General features: G+C 63.9%; 19 protein-coding genes. 14 read left to right on the plus strand and 5 right to left on the minus strand.

What is annotated here, in order from left to right:
• The first annotated feature begins 233 nt into the window (after nt 1–233).
• The 7 genes from ACUXVH_RS01785 to ACUXVH_RS01815 all read left to right on the plus strand — a co-directional run bounded on the left by ACUXVH_RS01785 (nt 234) and on the right by ACUXVH_RS01815 (nt 6,545).
• The gene (locus tag ACUXVH_RS01785; RefSeq protein ID WP_011064176.1) at nt 234–980 is read left to right on the plus strand and encodes a LytR/AlgR family response regulator transcription factor; all 747 of its coding nucleotides are present in this window, start codon (nt 234–236) and stop codon (nt 978–980) included.
• 126 nt (nt 981–1,106) lie between these two features.
• Entirely contained in the window at nt 1,107–2,048 is a 942-nt protein-coding gene (gene hemC / locus ACUXVH_RS01790) for a hydroxymethylbilane synthase (protein ID WP_041120366.1), read from the plus strand.
• Nucleotides 2,045–2,812 (plus strand): uroporphyrinogen-III synthase, encoded by a 768-nt coding sequence (locus ACUXVH_RS01795; RefSeq protein WP_011064174.1) that lies wholly within the window; start codon nt 2,045–2,047, stop codon nt 2,810–2,812. Before hemC ends, ACUXVH_RS01795 begins: the two co-directional genes overlap by 4 nt.
• 17 nt (nt 2,813–2,829) lie before the next feature.
• Nucleotides 2,830–3,969: a uroporphyrinogen-III C-methyltransferase gene (locus ACUXVH_RS01800; RefSeq protein WP_011064173.1), complete on the plus strand. Its 1,140-nt coding sequence runs from the start codon at nt 2,830–2,832 to the stop codon at nt 3,967–3,969.
• On the plus strand, nt 3,966–5,204 hold the full coding sequence (locus ACUXVH_RS01805) for a heme biosynthesis protein HemY (protein WP_065365044.1): 1,239 nt from the start codon (nt 3,966–3,968) through the stop codon (nt 5,202–5,204). The genes ACUXVH_RS01800 and ACUXVH_RS01805 overlap by 4 nt, the downstream gene beginning before the upstream one ends.
• A gap of 153 nt (nt 5,205–5,357) precedes the next feature.
• Nucleotides 5,358–5,879 (plus strand): disulfide bond formation protein B, encoded by a 522-nt coding sequence (locus tag ACUXVH_RS01810; RefSeq protein ID WP_053160388.1) that lies wholly within the window; start codon nt 5,358–5,360, stop codon nt 5,877–5,879.
• 207 nt (nt 5,880–6,086) lie between these two features.
• Complete coding sequence (locus tag ACUXVH_RS01815; RefSeq protein WP_011064170.1) at nt 6,087–6,545, plus strand: Rsd/AlgQ family anti-sigma factor; 459 nt, start codon at nt 6,087–6,089, stop codon at nt 6,543–6,545.
• A 60-nt stretch (nt 6,546–6,605) separates the two neighbouring features.
• Here the strand turns inward: ACUXVH_RS01815 and ACUXVH_RS01820 are convergent, their stop codons facing one another.
• Nucleotides 6,606–7,271 carry an FKBP-type peptidyl-prolyl cis-trans isomerase gene (locus tag ACUXVH_RS01820; protein WP_011064169.1) on the minus strand — a complete coding sequence of 222 codons (666 nt, stop codon included), beginning with the start codon at nt 7,269–7,271 and terminating at the stop codon, nt 6,606–6,608.
• 193 nt (nt 7,272–7,464) lie between these two features.
• Between ACUXVH_RS01820 and ACUXVH_RS01825 the strand changes: the two genes are divergently transcribed.
• Entirely contained in the window at nt 7,465–8,589 is a 1,125-nt protein-coding gene (locus tag ACUXVH_RS01825) for an AlgP family protein (RefSeq protein ID WP_073698912.1), read from the plus strand.
• Here ACUXVH_RS01825 and ACUXVH_RS01830 read toward each other — a convergent pair.
• Nucleotides 8,586–9,050 (minus strand): TIGR02444 family protein, encoded by a 465-nt coding sequence (locus ACUXVH_RS01830; protein WP_011064167.1) that lies wholly within the window; start codon nt 9,048–9,050, stop codon nt 8,586–8,588. The two genes, ACUXVH_RS01825 and ACUXVH_RS01830, sit on opposite strands and share 4 nt — an antisense overlap.
• Before the next feature lie 50 nt (nt 9,051–9,100).
• Between ACUXVH_RS01830 and ACUXVH_RS01835 the strand changes: the two genes are divergently transcribed.
• The 3 genes from ACUXVH_RS01835 (at nt 9,101) to ACUXVH_RS01845 (ending at nt 12,333) form a co-directional block, all read left to right on the plus strand.
• Nucleotides 9,101–11,011: an ATP-binding cassette domain-containing protein gene (locus ACUXVH_RS01835; protein WP_011064166.1), complete on the plus strand. Its 1,911-nt coding sequence runs from the start codon at nt 9,101–9,103 to the stop codon at nt 11,009–11,011.
• Nucleotides 11,011–11,592, plus strand: a complete 582-nt coding sequence (locus ACUXVH_RS01840; RefSeq protein ID WP_011064165.1) for a mechanosensitive ion channel family protein — start codon at nt 11,011–11,013, stop codon at nt 11,590–11,592. The genes ACUXVH_RS01835 and ACUXVH_RS01840 overlap by 1 nt, the downstream gene beginning before the upstream one ends.
• A 108-nt stretch (nt 11,593–11,700) precedes the next feature.
• Nucleotides 11,701–12,333, plus strand: a complete 633-nt coding sequence (locus ACUXVH_RS01845; RefSeq protein WP_011064164.1) for a LysE family transporter — start codon at nt 11,701–11,703, stop codon at nt 12,331–12,333.
• A 57-nt stretch (nt 12,334–12,390) separates the two neighbouring features.
• Here ACUXVH_RS01845 and ACUXVH_RS01850 read toward each other — a convergent pair whose 3' ends face one another.
• Nucleotides 12,391–12,513, minus strand: a complete 123-nt coding sequence (locus ACUXVH_RS01850; protein ID WP_370505706.1) for a hypothetical protein — start codon at nt 12,511–12,513, stop codon at nt 12,391–12,393.
• Between the two features lie 146 nt (nt 12,514–12,659).
• On the opposite strand from ACUXVH_RS01850, the gene ACUXVH_RS01855 reads away from it, so the two are divergent.
• Nucleotides 12,660–14,558, plus strand: a complete 1,899-nt coding sequence (locus ACUXVH_RS01855; RefSeq protein WP_065365047.1) for a cytochrome c/FTR1 family iron permease — start codon at nt 12,660–12,662, stop codon at nt 14,556–14,558.
• Between the two features lie 79 nt (nt 14,559–14,637).
• Nucleotides 14,638–15,093, plus strand: coding sequence for a YaiI/YqxD family protein (locus ACUXVH_RS01860; RefSeq protein ID WP_015637443.1), 456 nt, complete (start codon nt 14,638–14,640; stop codon nt 15,091–15,093).
• Between the two features lie 18 nt (nt 15,094–15,111).
• On the opposite strand, the gene elbB is transcribed toward ACUXVH_RS01860, so the two are convergent.
• Complete coding sequence (gene elbB, locus ACUXVH_RS01865) at nt 15,112–15,780, minus strand: isoprenoid biosynthesis glyoxalase ElbB (protein ID WP_065365048.1); 669 nt, start codon at nt 15,778–15,780, stop codon at nt 15,112–15,114.
• Nucleotides 15,781–15,893: 113 nt separating this feature from the next.
• On the opposite strand from elbB, the gene ACUXVH_RS01870 reads away from it, so the two are divergent.
• Nucleotides 15,894–17,129: a sterol desaturase family protein gene (locus ACUXVH_RS01870; protein ID WP_065365049.1), complete on the plus strand. Its 1,236-nt coding sequence runs from the start codon at nt 15,894–15,896 to the stop codon at nt 17,127–17,129.
• Here the strand turns inward: ACUXVH_RS01870 and ACUXVH_RS01875 are convergent.
• Entirely contained in the window at nt 17,110–17,724 is a 615-nt protein-coding gene (locus tag ACUXVH_RS01875; protein WP_011064160.1) for a DedA family protein, read from the minus strand. The two genes, ACUXVH_RS01870 and ACUXVH_RS01875, sit on opposite strands and share 20 nt — an antisense overlap.
• Between the last annotated feature and the right edge of the window lie 94 nt (nt 17,725–17,818).

Genomic DNA, 17,818 nt, shown 5'->3' on the forward strand with positions numbered 1-17,818 from the left:
GGCGGCGACCACAATCACGAGGGGGGCTTTGTGTTGAATACCAGCATTCCCTGCGACGTCGTCGCGCATCAGCCGACCTTGAGCGGTATCGGGCAGGCACGGGCAAATATTGGTGCCCGACTTGCGGCACTTTTTGGCCTTCGCACTAGTCTTAGCGTGGATCGCGGTGACGGACGTCACTCCACCTGTCTACGCTATCCTTGTGCGAGACTCACGCAGGAATCCAGCGCAATATGAATGTCCTGATCGTTGATGACGAACCCCTAGCCCGCGAGCGCCTGAGCCGGATGGTCAGTGAGCTCGAGGGATACAGTGTCCTGGAGCCTAGCGCCACCAATGGCGAAGAGGCGTTGAGCCTGATCGACAGCCTGAAGCCGGATATCGTCTTGCTCGACGTCCGCATGCCGGGGCTGGACGGTCTGCAGGTCGCCGGCAAGCTGTGCGAGCGCGAGACGCCTCCGGCGCTGGTGTTCTGCGCTGCGCCGGACGAATTCGCCCTGGAGGCCTTCGATGCCAGCGGCGTCGTCCACCTGGTCAAGCCAGTGCGCTCCGAGCTGTTGCTGGAGGCCTTGAAAAAGGCCGAGAAGCCCAACCGTGTACAACTGGCGGCACTGACCCGGCCCGCGGCCGAAAGCGGTAACGGCCCGCGCAGCCATATCAGCGCCCGTACGCGCAAAGGCATCGAGCTCATCCCCCTGGCCCAGGTGGTGTATTTCATCGCCGACCATAAATACGTGACCCTGCGCCACGAGGGCGGCGAGGTGCTTCTGGATGAGCCCCTGAAGGCTCTGGAAGATGAATTCGGCGACCGCTTTGTGCGTATCCACCGCAATGCGCTGGTGGCCCGCGAGCGTATCGAGCGTCTGCAGCGCACACCGTTGGGGCACTTCCAGTTGTACCTCAAGGGCCTCAATGGCGATGCGCTGATTGTCAGCCGGCGGCATGTGGCGGGCGTGCGCAAGATGATGCAACAGCTCTAGGCCAGGGTTTGACCCCTGCAATGGGTGAAGCCTGGCGTCGGGAGGAGGCTAGGTTTCTGATACAAGTCAAAGCTGATTTGGTTGAGCTGTTATTATCTGCCGTATCTATTCAGTACGGATTGATCCATGTCCTCTCGCGAAATCCGCATCGCTACCCGCAAAAGTGCTCTGGCCTTGTGGCAGGCCGAATACGTCAAAGCCCGTCTGCAAGAGGCCCATCCGGGTCTTGTCGTGACCCTGGTGCCCATGGTCAGCCGCGGCGACAAACTATTGGACTCGCCCTTGTCGAAAATCGGTGGCAAGGGTCTGTTCGTCAAGGAACTGGAAACCGCGCTGCTGGAAAACCAGGCCGATATCGCCGTGCACTCGATGAAAGATGTGCCCATGGACTTCCCGGAAGGCCTGGGTCTGTTCTGCATCTGCGAGCGCGAAGACCCGCGTGATGCCTTTGTTTCCAACACCTACGCCAGCCTCGACGAGTTGCCTGAAGGCAGCGTGGTGGGCACCTCCAGCCTGCGCCGTCAGGCTCAGTTACTGACCCGTCGCCCCGACCTGCAGATCCGTTTTCTGCGGGGCAACGTCAATACCCGTCTGGCCAAGCTGGATGCCGGCGAATACGACGCCATCATCCTTGCGGCCGCCGGTCTGATCCGCCTCGGATTCGAGGATCGCATCAGTTCCTCCATCAGTGTCGACGACAGCCTGCCCGCCGGTGGCCAGGGCGCCGTCGGCATCGAGTGCCGCAGTGCCGATACTGAAATCCACGCCTTGCTGGCCCCCCTGCATCACGCCGACACGGCCAGCCGGGTAACCGCCGAGCGCGCACTGAACAAGCACCTCAACGGTGGTTGCCAGGTGCCGATTGCCTGCTATGCGGTGCTGGAAGGCGAGCAGATCTGGCTGCGCGGCCTGGTGGGCGAGCCTAGCGGCGGCCTGCTGCTCAGCGCCGAAGCTCGTGGCCCTCGCGCATCGGCCGCCGAGCTGGGTGTGCAAGTGGCGGATGCCCTGCTGGCCCAGGGCGCCGATGACATTCTGCGCGCGGTCTACGGCGAGGCGGGCGAGGAGTGACTGGCTGGCGCCTGCTGCTGACCCGGCCGGCCGAGGACTGCGCCGCGCTGGCGGCGATCCTGGCGCAGTCCGAGATTTTGAGCAGCAGCCTGCCATTGCTGGAAATCCAGGCGTTGCCGGTCAGTGACTCGCAGCGGGCTACCCTGCTGGCATTCGACCAGTACTGTGCGGTGATTGTGGTCAGCAAGCCGGCGGCGCATCTTGGCCTGGAGCTGTTGCGCCAGTATTGGCCGCAACCACCAGACCAGGCCTGGTTCACCGTAGGCGCCGCTACCGCGCAGATCCTTGCGGATGCCGGCTTGCCAGTGGCCTATCCCCAGCAGGGCGATGACAGTGAAGCCTTGCTTGAACTTCCCCAATTGCGCGAGGCTATCCGCCGGCCTGATCCACGGGTGTTGATCGTGCGCGGGGAGGGGGGGCGCGAGCTGCTCTCTGAGCGCTTGCGCGCCCTAGGTGCTAGTGTCGATTATCTGGAACTCTACCGCCGCTGCCTGCCGCACTACGCCGAAGGCGCGTTGCTCCAGCGGATTGAAGTGGAACGCTTGAACGGGCTGGTGGTCAGCAGTGGACAAGGTTTCAGCCACTTGCGGCAGCTGGCGGGGCCCGCCTGGCCGCAACTGGCGAAGATGCCGTTGTTTGTTCCAAGCCCCCGGGTCGCCGACATGGCGCACGCCGCAGGGGCGGAAAAAGTTGTGGATTGTCGCGGCGCCAGTGCCGCGGCTTTGCTAACGGCGTTACGGGAGCAACCCGTGCCCGTTCTCTAAACGCAAAGGATGGATACGTGAGCGAAACAGCCTTGCCTAAAGATGAAGCCCAGCCGGTGCCCGAGACACCTGCTGAACCCACGAAACCAACCGTTGAGCGTCGTGGCAACGGGTTGGCAATTCTGGCCCTGCTGCTGGGGGCGGCGGGCGTCGCCGTTGGTGGCTGGGGGATCTGGCAGGTGCGCCACCTGCAAGCCAATAACCAGCAGCAGTTCAGTCAGTTGCAGGCTCTGGGGGATCAGGCCCAGAGTCTCAAGCTCAGCGAACAGCGCTTGAGCGAACGCCTGGAACAACTGCCCGCGGCCGATGAGCTGGAAGACCGGCGGCGTCTGGTGGCCCAGTTGCAGGGTGACCAGCAGCGCCTGAACCAGCGCCTGGAAACCGTACTGGGCGCCAGCCGCAAGGACTGGCGCCTGGCGGAAGCCGAGCACCTGTTGCGCCTGGCCAGCCTGCGTCTTTCGGCGCTGCAGGACATCAGCAGCGCTAGGGCCCTGGTCCAGGGCGCCGACGATATCCTGCGGGAACAAAACGATCCGGGAGCCTTCGCAGCCCGCGAGCAGTTGGCCAAGAGTCTGGCGGCCCTGCGCAGCACCGAGCAGCCGGACCGCACCGGGCTGTTCCTGCAACTGGGGGCTTTGCGTGACCAGGTGCTGGAACTGAGCGCCGTGGCTCCGGAGTACAAGGACCGCGGTGAATCGCTGCTCGGCCTGACAGCCGATGGTGACGGCGCCAGCCGCTGGGCCCAGTGGTGGGATCAGATCTCGCGCTATTTCCGCATCGACTTCAACGCCGACAAGAACATCCGTCCCTTGCTGGCCGGTCAGGGCCTGACCCAAGTGCGCCTGGCCCTGAGCCTGGCGCTGGAGCAGGCGCAGTGGGCTGCCCTGAACGGCCAGGCCGCGGTCTATACCCAGGCGTTGACCGAAGCCCGCGACGTGCTCACCGGCAACTTCAATCAGGACAACCCGCAAAGCAAGATCATGCTCGAGCGCCTGGCCGAGCTGAGCAAGCAGCCGGTGACGGTCGTCACCCCGGACCTGGCCAAGACCTTGAGTACGGTCCAGGCCTACCTGGAGCGGCGTAACCTGAATGTCGAAGAGTCGGTCAAGCCTCTGGCCAAACCTGCGGCGAACAACGCCCAGGAGACGAGCCCATGAAGCGTACCTATGTGATCGTCCTGCTGGTCATTGCGGCCATCGGCCTGCTGGGTCTGGCCATTGCCGAGCATCCCGGGTACGTACTGATCGCCTACAGCAACTTCCGTTACGAATCGAGCCTGTGGGCAACCCTGGCCCTGGTGGCGCTGGTCTGGCTGGTGGTCTGGGGCATCAAGCTGCTGATCGAGTTGGTGATGGTGTCCGGTGGTGTAGTCAATCCCTGGTCACGGCGCAATCGCAGCCGCCGGGTGCAGATCGCCATCGAGCAGGGCCAGATGGACCTCGCCGAAGGGCGCTGGGCCAGCGCGCAAAAGCACCTGCAGCGTGCCGCCGAGGCCGAGCGCCAGCCGCTGCTCTACTACCTCGGCGCTGCCCGGGCGGCCAACGAGCAGGGCCACTATGAAGAATGCGACCGGTTGCTGGAGCGGGCGCTGACCCGCCAGCCCCAGGCAGAGCTGGCCGTGGCCCTGAGCCACGCCCAACTGCAGACGGATCGCGGCGATACCGAGGGAGCCCTGAGCACCCTGCAGGCCATGCATGAGCGCCATCCCCATAGTGTCCAGGTGCTGCGCCAGTTGCAGCGCCTGCATCAGCAGCGTGGCGACTGGTCGGCCCTGATCCGTCTGTTGCCCGAGTTGCGCAAGGACAAGGCGCTGCCGGCCAGCGAACTGCAGGAACTGGAACGTCGGGCCTGGGGTGAAAACCTGTCCCTGGCCGCGCGTCATGAAGAAGATGAGGTTGCCGGCCTGCAATCTCTCAATCGTGCCTGGCAACAGTTGACCTCGGCACAGCGCCAGGAGCCGCAGTTGGTGCTGGCCTATGCCGAACAACTGCGTCAACTGGGCGCGGGGGCCGAGGCGGAAGAGGCCCTGCGCACGGCAATCAAGCGTAAGTACGAAAGCCACCTGGCACGGCTCTATGGCCTGGTGCGTGGCAGCGATCCGTCGCGCCAGTTGCAGACCGCCGAGCACTGGCTGAAGGAGCATGCGGACGATCCGAGCCTGCTGCTGACCCTGGGCCGCCTGTGCCTGCAGAACAGCTTGTGGGGCAAGGCCCGGGACTATCTGGAAAGCAGCCTGCGCTTGCAACGCAACCCCGAAGCCTGTGCGGAACTGGCGCGCCTGCTGGCTCAACTGGGGGATACCGAACGCAGTAACCAGCTGTTCCAGGAAGGTCTGGGCATGCTCGATGAGCGCCTACTGGCCTCACCGCTGCCGGTCCCGGTGCGGGCCTGAGGTGTCCCGGGGCCGGTTGCCTGTTTCAGGCAACCGGCCCTTTTGCTGCTGTACCTGCGGCGCTGTTGTCGATCGGTTGCGACATAGCGCTTCTTGAAAGCAGCGAGCGCTTTCTCTACCGTGGCTGCCTGTTTCTCCCGTTACGGATATCTCATGTCGCTGGCCGGCTCCCGCTTGCTGTTCTCCCTGGTGTTCCTGGTGGGGGCCTTGGCCTCGTGGGCGGCGTTCAACCTGCAAACGGGTGGCGGCCTCGAGTCCTGTTCGCTGTGGGGCGTGCAGCGCCTGCTGTTGCTGGCATTGGGTGGGGTCAATCTGTTGGCCGTGATCCAGGGGCCAGGGCGCGTGGGGCGGGCGGTCTACTGGGGGCTCAACCTGCTGTTGGGCCTGCTGGGGGTGGTCACCGCGGGACGCCATGTGCTGTTGCAGAACATTCCTTCCGAACAGTTGCTGGCCTGCCTGCCGGACATGTCCTTCATGCTCCGCCAGTTGTCCTGGTGGCAGGCGTTGAAGCTGACTTTCATGGGCACCTCCGATTGCGCTGAGGTCACCTGGACCCTGCTGGACATGAGCTTGCCGGAGTGGAGCCTGCTGTTTTTCGTGATCATGCTGATCTTTAGCGGCTACCGCCTGTGGCGTCAGCTACGGGGCGCGCGCAAGGCCGTGGCGTTGCCCTGAGTCAGTGTTTGGCAGGAGGGCGGGGATTAAACGCTTGTATGAACTTTATCTCCTGCGTACCTTGATGCTGTAGTCGAGCGGGCATAATCTGGCCCGCACCTGTCACTGGAATTATGTTGCTCGATGCTGTTGTGCCTGACCGGATCCAGAGTCTCCAGAAAGGAGCGGCGGGCAAGCGGCATGACCCATAAGGGAAGAGAGATCACCATGCTCGAAAGTTGTCAGAATGCTCAGGAACGCTGGGGTGGAGTGCATCTGCTGATCGACCGCTGGTTGCAGGAGCGTCACGAACTGGTTCGAGCCTATGATGCGCTGGGCGCGGAGCCCGAGGCACTGAGTGAGAGCAAGAAGCCGCTGCAGGAATTCTGCGGGATCCTGGTGGACTACGTCTCCGCCGGCCATTTTGAAATCTACGAACAGCTGACCAGCGAAGCCAAGGCGTTTGGCGACAAGCGCGGGCTGGAGTTGGCCGACACCCTCTACCCACGCATCGACGTGATCACCGAAAAGCTCCTGGCGTTCAATGACCTGTGCGACGCCGGCCAGTGCGTGGCGCAGAAGTTCAAGGAACTCGGTGGCCTGCTGCACGAACGCTTCGAGCTGGAAGACTGCCTGATCGAAGTGCTGCACAACGCCCACAAGCAGGAAGCTGTGGCTCAGGCCTGAGAACAGGAACCTACCAGGAAAAACGGCACGCCTCGGCGTGCCGTTTTTCGTTGTGGCGCTTCAGCCAGCGACACCGAGCAATTCGATGTCGAACACCAGTGGGGTGTAGGGCGCGATCAGGTCCCCGGCGCCTTCGGTGCCATAGGCCTGGTTCGACGGGATTACCAGGCGCCACCGGGCTCCGGTGGGCATCTGCGACAGTGCGCTACGCCAGCCGGCGATCACGCTGTCGAGGCGGAACCATTGCGGCTGCTGGGTCTGATCGAACACGGTGCCGTCTGGCAGGCGCCCGGTGTAGCGCACCTGGACCGAGCCGTTGGGGCTGGCCTTGTTGCCGCTGCCAGGGCTTAACTCGGTCAGCAGGATGCCGTCTTCCAGTTGGCGGACCCCGGGCTTGGCCTTTTCTTCATCGAGAAAGCGCTGTTCGTTTTTCAGCGCGATCTCTGTCTGAGACTTGGCCGACTGTTCGCTGATCTGTGCGTCGTGCTCGGCAAGGATCTGTTCGATGCGTTCGCTTTTCAGCGCCAGAGGCTTGCCTTGATAGGCGGCCCTCAAGCCTTCGACCAGGGCCTGGATCTGCAGGTCGGGCACCTCATCGCGCAGGCGCTCACCGAGGCTTGCCCCCAGGCTGTAGGCAAGATCGTGAGCGTTGTTGGATGGTGCTTCGGCAGCCGCCTGAGCCAGTGGCAAGAACAGGCTCAAGGATAAAAACAGGTAACGCGACATGGGCACTCTCCGGCCTGAGTTGCGGTGGATTATGCCAGCGACAAAGCGCTCGTTGGTGAGCAACTTCGATGGGGGCGAAGAACATTTTCGTTCGGCTGCAACGCCAGGCTTTCGATACTGTCAACATGCCCTAGCGGCGGTAGCAGCAGAGGTCTAGTATGAGCCGCAACTCACGTCAGCCAGGAGGTAAACCATGTCGGCCAATAAGAAGCCTGTAAATACTCCGTTGCATTTGCTCCAACAGCTGTCGGGCAGCTTGCTCGAACATTTGGAAAACGCTTGTTCCCAAGCCTTGGCTGATGCTGAAAAACTGCTCGCCAAGCTGGAAAAACAACGGGGCAAGGCGCAGGAAAAACTGCACAAATCGCGCACCAAACTGCAGGACGCTGCGGCGGCCGGCAAGGCCAAGGCACAAGCCAAGGCGAAGACCGCGGTCAAGGAACTCGAAGATTTGCTGGACGCCCTGAAAGAGCGTCAGGCACAAACCCGCAGCTACATTCTGCAACTCAAGCGCGATGCCCAGGAGAGCCTGAAACTGGCTCAAGGCGTGGGTCGTGTGAAGGAAGCGGTAGGCAAGGCATTGAGCTCTCGTGATGCCAAGCCGGCAGCGGTAGCAGCTAAAAAACCAGCGGCCAAGCCTGCTGCCAAGGCACCGGCCAAAGCTGTTGCCAAGCCGGCGGCGAAAAAACCTGTTGCTGCCAGTGCAGCCAAGCCCGCCGCGGCCAAAACCGCAGCCGTCAAGCCTGCTGCCAAACCAGCGACCAAGCCTGTTGCTGGCAAAGCGGCGGCTGCCAAACCGGTAGCTGCCAAGCCAGCCGCCAAGCCCGCTGCGAAGCCTGCGACCAAAGCCGCTGCGGCCAAGCCAGCTGCTAAACCTGCCGCTAAGCCCGTAGCCGCCAAGCCAGCAGCGAAACCTGCTGCCACCAAGACCGCTGCGGCTAAACCGGCTGCCGCCAAACCGGCCGCTAAACCAGCAGCGAAACCCGCCGCTACAAAAGCTCCGGCCAAACCCGCGAGCAAACCTGCAGCTGCCAAGCCAGCCGCGGCATCGGCGGCCAAGCCTGCCGCCAAGCCTGCTGCCGCCAAACCCGCAGCAAAACCCGCTGCCAAGCCGGCCGCGAAAAAGCCTGCTGCCAAGCCCGCAGCCGCCAAGCCTGCTGTAGCCAAGCCAACTGCTCCAGTTGCCAAACCTGCAGCTCCCGCGCCCGCAGCGGCCAAGCCTGCAACTCCTGCTCCGGCTGCCTCGCCGGCACCAGCTGCAAGTGCACCCGCTGTTCCTGCGTCGGCTCCAGCCAGCAACCCTTCCAGCGCTTCCTAAGCGCCGGCCACCGCGATGCGCAGTACCTGCAGCGCATTGCGGTTCCGGACGGCGGCTTCGGCCGCCAGTCCTTCCAGCCAGTCATTCAGGCTCCGGGCCTGAGCTTCGGGCCACTTTCGTGCCCCTTCCTGCAGACGCAGCAGCAACTGCCGTTCGGCATCCAGTTCCAGGGCCTTGAGTTGTTCGCGCAAGGTGCTCAGTTGCACGTCGCTGGCCGCGGCGGCTCGCCACTCAATCCGCAGTTTGCGCAGGGGTTCGACCACCTCCTGATACCAGGGCGCAGCCAACTCTTCGAGCGCTTGCAGGCGCTGCTTATCGCAGTCGACCCCCCTTTGGCCAAGCCAGGCGCCACAGAGCAACAGACAGACATTGGCCCCGCCATCCTGCAGTTGCAGGCAGGCCTCCTGCACACCGGGCAGGGCGTAGGTCTTCAGGGCAAAGCTCCACAGGTCAGGGGACATATTGCTACTCGCGCCAGTTGCTAACGAAGCTGGTAGACTCCGCCGCCATTATGATTCGACTTCAGAACCTGACTTTACAGCGTGGCCCGCAACGTCTGCTAGAAGACGCCGAGCTAACCCTGCACGCCGGCCAGAAAGCCGGCCTGATCGGTGCCAACGGCGCCGGCAAATCCAGCCTCTTTGCCTTGCTGCGCGGTGAGCTGCACCCGGACTCGGGTGACTGCTTCCTGCCGGCCGACTGGCGCATCGCCCACATGCGCCAGGAGGTCGATACCCTCGAGCGCCTGGCGGTGGACTATGTGCTCGACGGCGACTTGCGCCTGCGCCAGGTGCAGCGTGACCTGGCCGCTGCAGAAGCGGCCCAGGACGGCGCCGCGCAAGCGCGCTTGCATGCCGAGCTGGACAGCGCCGACGGTTACACCGCCGATGCGCGGGCGCGCAAGCTGCTGGCTGGCCTGGGTTTCACCAACGAGCAGATGGACCGTCAGGTCGGCGACTTCTCCGGGGGCTGGCGGATGCGCCTGAACCTGGCGCAGGCGCTGATGTGTCCCTCGGACCTGCTGCTGCTCGACGAACCTACCAACCACTTGGATCTCGACGCCATCATCTGGCTCGAAGAGTGGCTCAAGGGTTACCCCGGCACCTTGCTCCTGATCTCCCACGACCGGGACTTCCTCGATGCCGTGGTCGATCACGTGGCCCACGTCGACCAGCGCAAGATCACCCTCTATCGCGGTGGCTACAGCGCCTTCGAACGCGCCCGTGCCGAGCGTCTGGCCCAGCAGCAGCAAGCCTACGAGAAGCAGCAGGCGCAGCGCGCGCACATGGAAAGCTACATCGCCCGCTTCAAGGCCCAGGCCACCAAGGCCCGGCAGGCACAGAGCCGGATCAAGGCCCTGGAACGCATGGAGGAGCTGTCGGCGGCCCACGTCGATTCGCCCTTCGATTTCACCTTCCGTGAGTCGACGAAGATCTCCAGCCCGCTGATCGACCTCTCCGATGCCCGCCTGGGCTATGGCGAGCGTGCGGTCCTGGAGAAGGTCAAGCTGCAGCTGACTCCGGGCGCGCGGATCGGCCTGCTGGGGCCCAACGGCGCCGGCAAGTCGACCCTGATCAAGAACCTCTCCGGCGAACTCCAGCCGCTGTCCGGGCGCCTGACCCGGGGCGAGAACACCGTTGTCGGTTACTTCGCCCAGCATCAGCTCGATTCCCTGGACTCCAAGGCCAGCCCCTTGCTGCATCTGCAGCGCCTGGCGCCCACCGAGCGCGAGCAGACCCTGCGCGACTTCCTCGGCGGCTTCGACTTCCGCGGCGCACGGATCGACGAGCCGGTGCTGAACTTCTCCGGCGGTGAAAAAGCCCGTTTGGCCCTGGCGCTGATCGCCTGGGAGCGGCCCAATCTGCTGCTGCTCGACGAACCCACCAACCACCTGGACCTGGAGATGCGCCTGGCCCTGACCATGGCCCTGCAAGAGTTCAGTGGTGCGGTGCTGGTGGTCTCCCACGATCGCCATCTGCTCAAGAGCACCACCGACAACTTCTTCCTGGTGGCCGACGGCAAGGTCGAAGAGTTCGACGGCGACCTGGACGACTACACCCGTTGGCTGGTGGATTACCGCCAGCGCAATGCCCCGGTCAGCAACACGCCGGTGAACCCGGACAAGACCGACAAGAAGGCCCAGCGCCAGGCCGCCGCGGCGTTGCGTCAGCAACTGGCACCGCACAAGCGCGAGGCCGACAAGCTGGAAGCCGAGTTGGGCAAGGTGCATGAGCGCCTGGCCAAGATCGAGGCCAGCCTGGGCGACAGCGGTTTGTACGAGGCTGCGCGCAAGGATGAGTTGCGGGATCTGCTGGCCGAGCAGGCCAAGCTCAAGACCCGTGAGTCCGAGCTGGAAGAAGCCTGGATGGAGGCCCTGGAACTGCTGGAAAGCATGCAGGCCGAGCTGGAGGCGCTGTCCTGATGGAGGCGCTGCAATTACCGTTGCCGGCCCAGTGGATCGGCCCGTTGTGGATTGGCGTGCAGATCCTGCTGATCCTCCTGGCGGGCTACCTGGCCCAGCGCTTCGTGGCTCGTGGCCTGACCCGCCTGGGCGAGCGCTACCCGTTCCCGCCGCAGTTGCTGATGCCCCTGCGGGGCGGCCTGCGCTGGCTGATCATGGGCAGCGCGGTGATCTTCGTGCTGGAGCGCCTGGGGGTTTCCGCCACGGTGCTGTGGACCGCCCTTTCAGGCTTCGTCGCCGTGGCGGCGGTGGCCTTCTTCGCCATGTGGAGCGTGCTCTCCAACCTGCTCTGCGCGATCCTGATCTTCACGGTTGGCCCGTTCCGCCTGGGTGACGTGGTGGAGCTGGTGGACACCGTCGACAAGCCTGGGGTCAAGGGCCGGGTCGTGGCGATCAACCTGCTGTACACCACCCTGATCGAAGCCGAGGAAGCCGGCACCGGCAGCGCCATGGTCCAGGTGCCCAACAGCCTGTTCTTCCAGCGCTCGGTGCGCCGCTGGCGTGGCACTGATGTGCTGCCCGTGGGCAGCGGCGAAAAGTAACCCCTTCCTCTGTAGCCGTTGCATCACCTTTGGGCGAAAAAAATATGGTCAGCCGCCAAGCGGAGGATTAGCTTAGGCAGTCACGACCAATTCGATCCGAGGTGTGCGATGGTGCTTGAGACATGGCTGGCGTTCTTTGCCGCCAGTTGGGTAATCAGTCTTTCCCCGGGCGCCGGCGCCATTGCGTCGATGTCCTGCGGCCTGCAATACGGTTTCTGGCGCGGCTACTGGAACGCCCTGGGGCTGCAACTGGGCCTGGCCATGCAGATTGCCATTGTCGCGGCCGGTGTCGGGGCCATTCTCGCGGCCTCTGCCACGGCCTTCTATGCCATCAAGTGGTTCGGTGTGGCCTACCTGGTGTACCTGGCGGTCAAGCAGTGGCGCGCGCTGCCCAGCGACCTCAGTGATGACGCCGCCATTCGCCCCATCGGCAAGCCCCTGGCCCTGGTGTTTCGCGGTTTCCTGGTAAACATCAGCAACCCCAAGGCGCTGGTGTTCATGCTGGCGGTGTTGCCGCAGTTCATCGATCCCCATGCCCCCCTGGTCAAGCAGTACCTGATTCTCGGCGCCACCATGATCGTGGTCGACCTGATCGTCATGGCCGGCTATACGGGGCTGGCGTCCAAGGTCCTGCGCCTGTTGCGCACCCCGGTCCAGCAGCGGCGGATGAACCGCACCTTCGCCGGCCTGTTCCTCGGCGCTGCGGGTTTTCTGGCAACTATCCGCAAAGCGGCGGCCTAGGTTTGCAGGAACAAGAAAAGGCGACCCACCGGGTCGCCTTTTTCGTTTGCGTGCGGTTTAGCGCAGGGTCACTGGCGCCGTGTCCGGCGGCTGGTTGTTGCGCATCGGCGCTTGGCGCGGTTGCTCGCAGCTGTCACGACCCAACTGCCGGGTGACGTCTTCGCCCAGGGGCTTGGACACTTTGCGCACGCAGGGGAGCGGGTGCTAGCTGGGCGTGAGGCTGGTGGCCTGTGAGCGAAGATGTTTCAGCGGGGCTGATAAGCCTTGAGTGAAACTCGTTGGGAGGGAACAATATGTTACTTCTTATTTCCCTTTGAGATTTATTCATGATTGCCCCTTCCCGTTTACTGGCGTTGCTAGTGTTGCCGGTGCTGGCGCTTTTCAGCTTCAACCTGCTGGCCGATACCGTCGACGGCGCGCCCAAGGCCCTGCATCTGCTGGATTACATTGGCGCGGACTATCCCGCCACGGTCGAGGGGGGCAAGGTCATTGACGAGTCCGAGTACCGTGAGCAGGTGGAGTTTCTCGGCGTCCTGCAGGGGTTGATCGCCGATCTGCCGGCCAAACCGGAAAAGGCTGAACTGGAGCAAGGCGTTGTCAGCCTGCGCAAAGCGGTGGATGACCGCGTCGATGGCAATCAGGTAGCTCGCCAGGCGCGGCAGATGGGGGCTCGGCTGGCGGTAGCCTATGAGGTCAGCCAGGCGCCGATCATCACCCCGGATCCGACCCGTGGCGCGCCGTTGTACGCCCAGCACTGCTCGGTGTGCCATGGCGAGCAGGGTGCCGGCGATGGTCCGGCGGGCGTGGGCATGACCCCACCACCGGCCAACCTGCGGGATGCCGAACGTCTCGATCGCCTGAGCCTGTATGCCATCTACAACACCCTGGGGTTGGGCGTGGAAGGCACCGACATGCCGTCCTTCGCTGATCAACTGGATGATCGCCAGCGTTGGGACCTGGCCACCTACATCGCCAGTTTCAGCGCCGACCCTGCGGCCGCCAAGGGCGAGCAGAGCTTCAATCTGGCCGACCTGGCCCGGCAGACACCGGGTGAAGTACTGGCCGCCCAGGGACCGCAGGCAGCCGCGACTTTCCGTGCCCAGCGTGCCCAGCCGCCTCAGGTCAAACGGGGGCCGGCGCAGTTGCTGGACTACACCGCATCGACCCTGGACAAGAGCCTGGCGGCCTATCGCAACGGTGATCACGAACAGGCCTACGATCTGTCGGTAGCGGCGTACCTGGAAGGTTTCGAGCTGGTAGAAAGCTCCCTGGACAACGTCGATGCCAACGTCCGCAAAGACACCGAAAAGGCCCTGATGGCCTACCGGCAGTCGTTGCAGGACGGTTTGCCGGTGGCCCAGGCCGAACAGCGCCTGGACGCGGCCAAGGCCAAGCTCAAGGAGTCCGCCGAGCTTCTGGGCGGCGACAGCCTGAGCTGGTCTCTGAGCTTTATTTCCGGCCTGCTGATCCTGCTGCGCGAAGGCCTGGAAGCGATCCTGGTGCTGGCGGCCATCCTCGCCTTCCTGCGTAACACCGGCCAGCAATCGGCGGTGCGCAGTGTCAACGTCGGCTGGGGCCTGGCCTTGCTGGCCGGCCTGGGTACCTGGGCCTTGGCGGCCTACGTGATTGATGTCAGCGGTTCCCAGCGTGAACTGCTCGAAGGCGCCACCGCGCTGTTCGCCAGTGTCATGGTGCTGTGGCTCGGGGTGTGGATGCATGACCGCCGGCATGCGGCGGCCTGGCAGGACTACATCAAGAGCAGCCTGGTGGGCGGCGGCGGGCGTTTCGGCTTTGCGGTGCTGGCGTTCTTCTCGGTCTATCGCGAGCTGTTCGAAGTGATTCTGTTCTACGAAACCCTGTGGCTGCAGGCCGGCCCTGCCGGGCACAACGCGGTACTGGCCGGTGGCGCCACCGCCCTGGTGCTGCTGGTGGGGCTGGCCTGGGTGATCCTGCGGGGCTCGGCCAAGCTGCCCCTGGCGCTGTTCTTCGGCATCAACGCGGCACTGCTCTGCGCCTTGTCGGTGGTGTTCGCCGGGCACGGCGTCAAGGCGTTGCAGGAAGCGGGTATCTTCGGTACGCGGCCAGTGCCGTTCTTCGACTTCGACTGGCTGGGTATTCATGCCGACGCCTACTCGCTGGGTGCCCAGGCGGTGGCGATCCTGGCGATCGTGGTGCTCTACAGCCGCAGCCGCATGAGTGAGAAGCGCCGCGTGCAGGCTTCCTGAGCCGGCGTAGTTGATTGCGGGCAAGCCCGCTCCTGAAGGGGCGGCTTGCCCGTTCTGCATTCTGGAGGGAGAACATTCAATGCGTGTCTGGATCGATGCCGATGCCTGCCCCAAGGCGGCCAAGGATCAAGTAGTGCGCTTCGCCCTGAAGCGCCAGTTTGAAGTGGTGCTGGTGGCCGGACAGGCGCAGATCAAGCCGGCCTTCGCCTGCGTCAGGCTGATCGTGGTGCCCAGCGGCCCGGATGCCGCCGACGATTACCTGGTGGAGCACGCAGTGCCCGGTGAACTGGTGATCTGCAGTGACGTGCCGCTGGCCGACCGCCTGGTGAAAAAGGGCGTGGCGGCCCTGGACCCGCGGGGCAAGGAGTTCGACGCACAGAACATGGGCGAGCGCCTGGCGGTGCGCAACCTGTTTACCGACCTGCGTGAACAGGGGCAGGTCAGTGGTGGGCAAGCGCCCTATGGCGACCGGGAAAAACAGGCCTTCGCCAACGCCCTGGACCGCATCCTGACGCGCTTGGCGCGCCAGGCCTGAGGGGCGCTCGCTAGAGGCTCACTTGTCGCCTTCGTGGGTCAGCTCCAGCACCCGGTCCACCAGCTTGTTGATGCCCGAGGCCGCTTCGCTGATGGATTTCGCCAGCATGTAGGCGGGGGTGCTCACCAGTTTGCGCGCCTTGTCTTCGATGATCTCGCCCACTGCGCATTCGGCGTGGGTGGCGCCCATCTTGCCCAGGGCGGCTGCGGTGTCGGCATCGTTGCCGATGGTGCAGGTCACGCCGGGGCCGTAGATCTTCGCGGCCATGGCCGGGGCGATGCACATCAGGCCCACCGGCTTGCCGGCTTCGGCAAAGGCTTCGGCCAGGGCCAGGACGTCGGCCTGGACTGTGCAGGCAGCGCCTTCGGTGGAGAAGCTGGAGAGGTTCTTGGCTGCCCCGAAGCCACCGGGAATGATCAGCGCATCGAAGTCTTCGACGCGGGCTTCGCGCAGATCCTTGACCTCACCCCGGGCGATGCGCGCCGATTCCACCAGCACGTTGCGGGTCTCGGTCATGGTTTCGCCGGTCAGGTGGTTGAGCACATGCATCTGGGGGATGTTCGGGGCGAAGCACTGCACCTGGGCGCCGCGTTGGTCGAGGCGCAGCAGGGTGATCACGCTTTCGTGGATTTCGGCGCCGTCGAACACGCCGCAACCGGAAAGGATCACTGCAACTTTTTTGCTCATGGGTTTTTCTCCAGATTCATGGCGCTAAATGTCCGCCTGTTTGTCACACCTGGCCATAGGGGGATGGAGTTGCCAGACCTAATCTTGGTTATCGATATCGATCGGGTCGTGCCATGAACCTCATCCTCTATGCGGTGCCGTTTTTCTTTGTGTTGATTGTTGCTGAATTGTTGGCCGATCGCTGGCGGGGAGTGAATAACTACCGGGTTGCCGATGCGGTCAATAGCATCAGCACCGGCGTGTTGTCCACCACCACGGGCCTGCTGACCAAGGGGCTGGGCCTGGTCACTTATACCTTCGCCCTCCAGCACTGGGGGCTGTTCGAGCTGCCGGCGCACAGCCTCTGGGTGTGGATCGGGGCCTTTGTCCTGTACGACTTCTGCTACTACTGGCTGCATCGCTGCGGTCATGAACGCAATATCCTCTGGGCCGCTCACTCGGTGCATCACCAGAGCGAGGACTACAACCTCTCCACGGCTCTGCGCCAGACCAGCACCGGCTTCCTGTTGAGCTGGATCTTCTACCTGCCCCTGGCGGTACTCGGGGTGCCGCTGGTGGTGTTCGTCACGGTGGCAGCCCTCAATCTGCTGTATCAGTTCTGGGTGCATACCCGGCACATCGGCAAGCTGGGCTGGTATGAATGGTTCTTCGTGACCCCCTCCAATCACCGGGCCCATCACGCGCAGAACGCTCTTTATATGGATCGCAACTACGGCGGGGTGTTCATTCTCTGGGACCGGCTGTTCGGCACCTGCCAGGAAGAGGACGGCAACGAGCCCGTGGTGTTCGGCGTGACGACTCCGCTGGCCAGTTGGAACCCGCTGTGGGCCAATCTGCAGTTCTATGCCCAGCTCTGGAATGATGCCCGGCGCACCGAGCATGTGCGGGACAAGCTGCGGATCTGGTTCATGCGCACCGGCTGGCGCCCGGCGGATGTGCAGGCCCGTTATCCCCTGGCCAAGCCGGAGCTGAGCCAGTTTCGCAAATTCGAGGTGGCCCTGGATGTGCGGCGTCAGGTGTACGTGGTGCTGCAGTTCGCGGTGTATGTAGCCCTGGGCAGCTACCTGATGAATGCCCAGAGCAGCCTGTCGGTCCAGGCACTGCTGCTGGGCTGGGGCGCGATGGCCTTGGGTCTGTTCGTACTGGGCGCGGCTCTGGAGGATCGGCCCTGGAGCCTGAAACTGGAAGGGGCGCGGCTGCTGCTGAATCTGCCCCTGGTATGGCTGGCGCCGCTGGTCGGTCTGTGGCCGGCCAGCCCCCTGGCCTGGGTGGCGCTGGGCAGCTACAGCCTGCTGAGTGTCTGCGGGCTGTATTGCTGCGGCTCGCGTGTTACTCGGCTGGCGTCTTAGGTTCCCGGGCGGAGGCCTGTTCGGCTTCGTAGATCTGCTTGGCCAGGCGTGCGTTCTTGAAGCGCCGGCGCAGCCACAGGCCGAAGCCCAGGACCAGCAGGGCGCCCAGCACCCACAGCTCGTACTTCTTGATGCTGCCGAGCATGCCTTCCATGACTGCGCCGAAATGGTAGGCCGCCTGGGCCAGGGCTATGGCCCAGATCGCTGCGCCGATACCGTTGAGCAGCAGGTAGCGGCCCGGCGGATAGCCGGACAGGCCAATGGCCACCGGCATCACGGTGCGCAGCCCGTAGACGAAGCGGAAGCTCAGTACCCAGATATCCGGATGCTTGCGGATATGCTCCAGCGCCCGGTCACCCATCATTTGCCAGCGCGGTTTGCGCGCCAGCAGCTTGCGGCCATGCTTGCGCCCCAGGAAGTACCACAGCTGGTCACCGGCGTAGCTGCCGAAGAAGGCAACCACCATCACCAGGTTGATATCCATGTATCCGCGGAACGCGAGAAATCCGGCAAGAACCAGAATGGTTTCGCCTTCGAAAAACGTGCCGAGAAAGAGGGCGAAGTAGCCGAAATCCTGAAGAAATTGTTGGAGCATTGTCTGGATGCTGGCGAAATGAACGCGCAGCCTACCCCTTCGACGACGTTCGGGAAAGTATCGAAATGTGTCTCGACGTGAACAATCCGGCCAA

The organism is Pseudomonas sp. 8(2025) (assembly GCF_052665325.1).

Excerpts from the sequence above, each read along its gene's own strand:
- ACUXVH_RS01785 (WP_011064176.1), top strand. The coding sequence starts at position 234 with ATGAATGTCCTGATCGTTGATGACGAACCCCTAGCCCGCGAGCGCCTG.
- hemC (WP_041120366.1), top strand. The coding sequence starts at position 1,107 with ATGTCCTCTCGCGAAATCCGCATCGCTACCCGCAAAAGTGCTCTGGCC.
- ACUXVH_RS01805 (WP_065365044.1), top strand. The coding sequence starts at position 3,966 with ATGAAGCGTACCTATGTGATCGTCCTGCTGGTCATTGCGGCCATCGGC.
- ACUXVH_RS01810 (WP_053160388.1), top strand. The coding sequence starts at position 5,358 with ATGTCGCTGGCCGGCTCCCGCTTGCTGTTCTCCCTGGTGTTCCTGGTG.
- ACUXVH_RS01815 (WP_011064170.1), top strand. The coding sequence starts at position 6,087 with ATGCTCGAAAGTTGTCAGAATGCTCAGGAACGCTGGGGTGGAGTGCAT.
- ACUXVH_RS01820 (WP_011064169.1), bottom strand. The coding sequence starts at position 7,271 with ATGTCGCGTTACCTGTTTTTATCCTTGAGCCTGTTCTTGCCACTGGCT.
- ACUXVH_RS01825 (WP_073698912.1), top strand. The coding sequence starts at position 7,465 with ATGTCGGCCAATAAGAAGCCTGTAAATACTCCGTTGCATTTGCTCCAA.
- ACUXVH_RS01830 (WP_011064167.1), bottom strand. The coding sequence starts at position 9,050 with ATGTCCCCTGACCTGTGGAGCTTTGCCCTGAAGACCTACGCCCTGCCC.
- ACUXVH_RS01835 (WP_011064166.1), top strand. The coding sequence starts at position 9,101 with ATGATTCGACTTCAGAACCTGACTTTACAGCGTGGCCCGCAACGTCTG.
- ACUXVH_RS01840 (WP_011064165.1), top strand. The coding sequence starts at position 11,011 with ATGGAGGCGCTGCAATTACCGTTGCCGGCCCAGTGGATCGGCCCGTTG.
- ACUXVH_RS01845 (WP_011064164.1), top strand. The coding sequence starts at position 11,701 with ATGGTGCTTGAGACATGGCTGGCGTTCTTTGCCGCCAGTTGGGTAATC.
- ACUXVH_RS01855 (WP_065365047.1), top strand. The coding sequence starts at position 12,660 with ATGATTGCCCCTTCCCGTTTACTGGCGTTGCTAGTGTTGCCGGTGCTG.
- ACUXVH_RS01860 (WP_015637443.1), top strand. The coding sequence starts at position 14,638 with ATGCGTGTCTGGATCGATGCCGATGCCTGCCCCAAGGCGGCCAAGGAT.
- elbB (WP_065365048.1), bottom strand. The coding sequence starts at position 15,780 with ATGAGCAAAAAAGTTGCAGTGATCCTTTCCGGTTGCGGCGTGTTCGAC.
- ACUXVH_RS01870 (WP_065365049.1), top strand. The coding sequence starts at position 15,894 with ATGAACCTCATCCTCTATGCGGTGCCGTTTTTCTTTGTGTTGATTGTT.
- ACUXVH_RS01875 (WP_011064160.1), bottom strand. The coding sequence starts at position 17,724 with ATGCTCCAACAATTTCTTCAGGATTTCGGCTACTTCGCCCTCTTTCTC.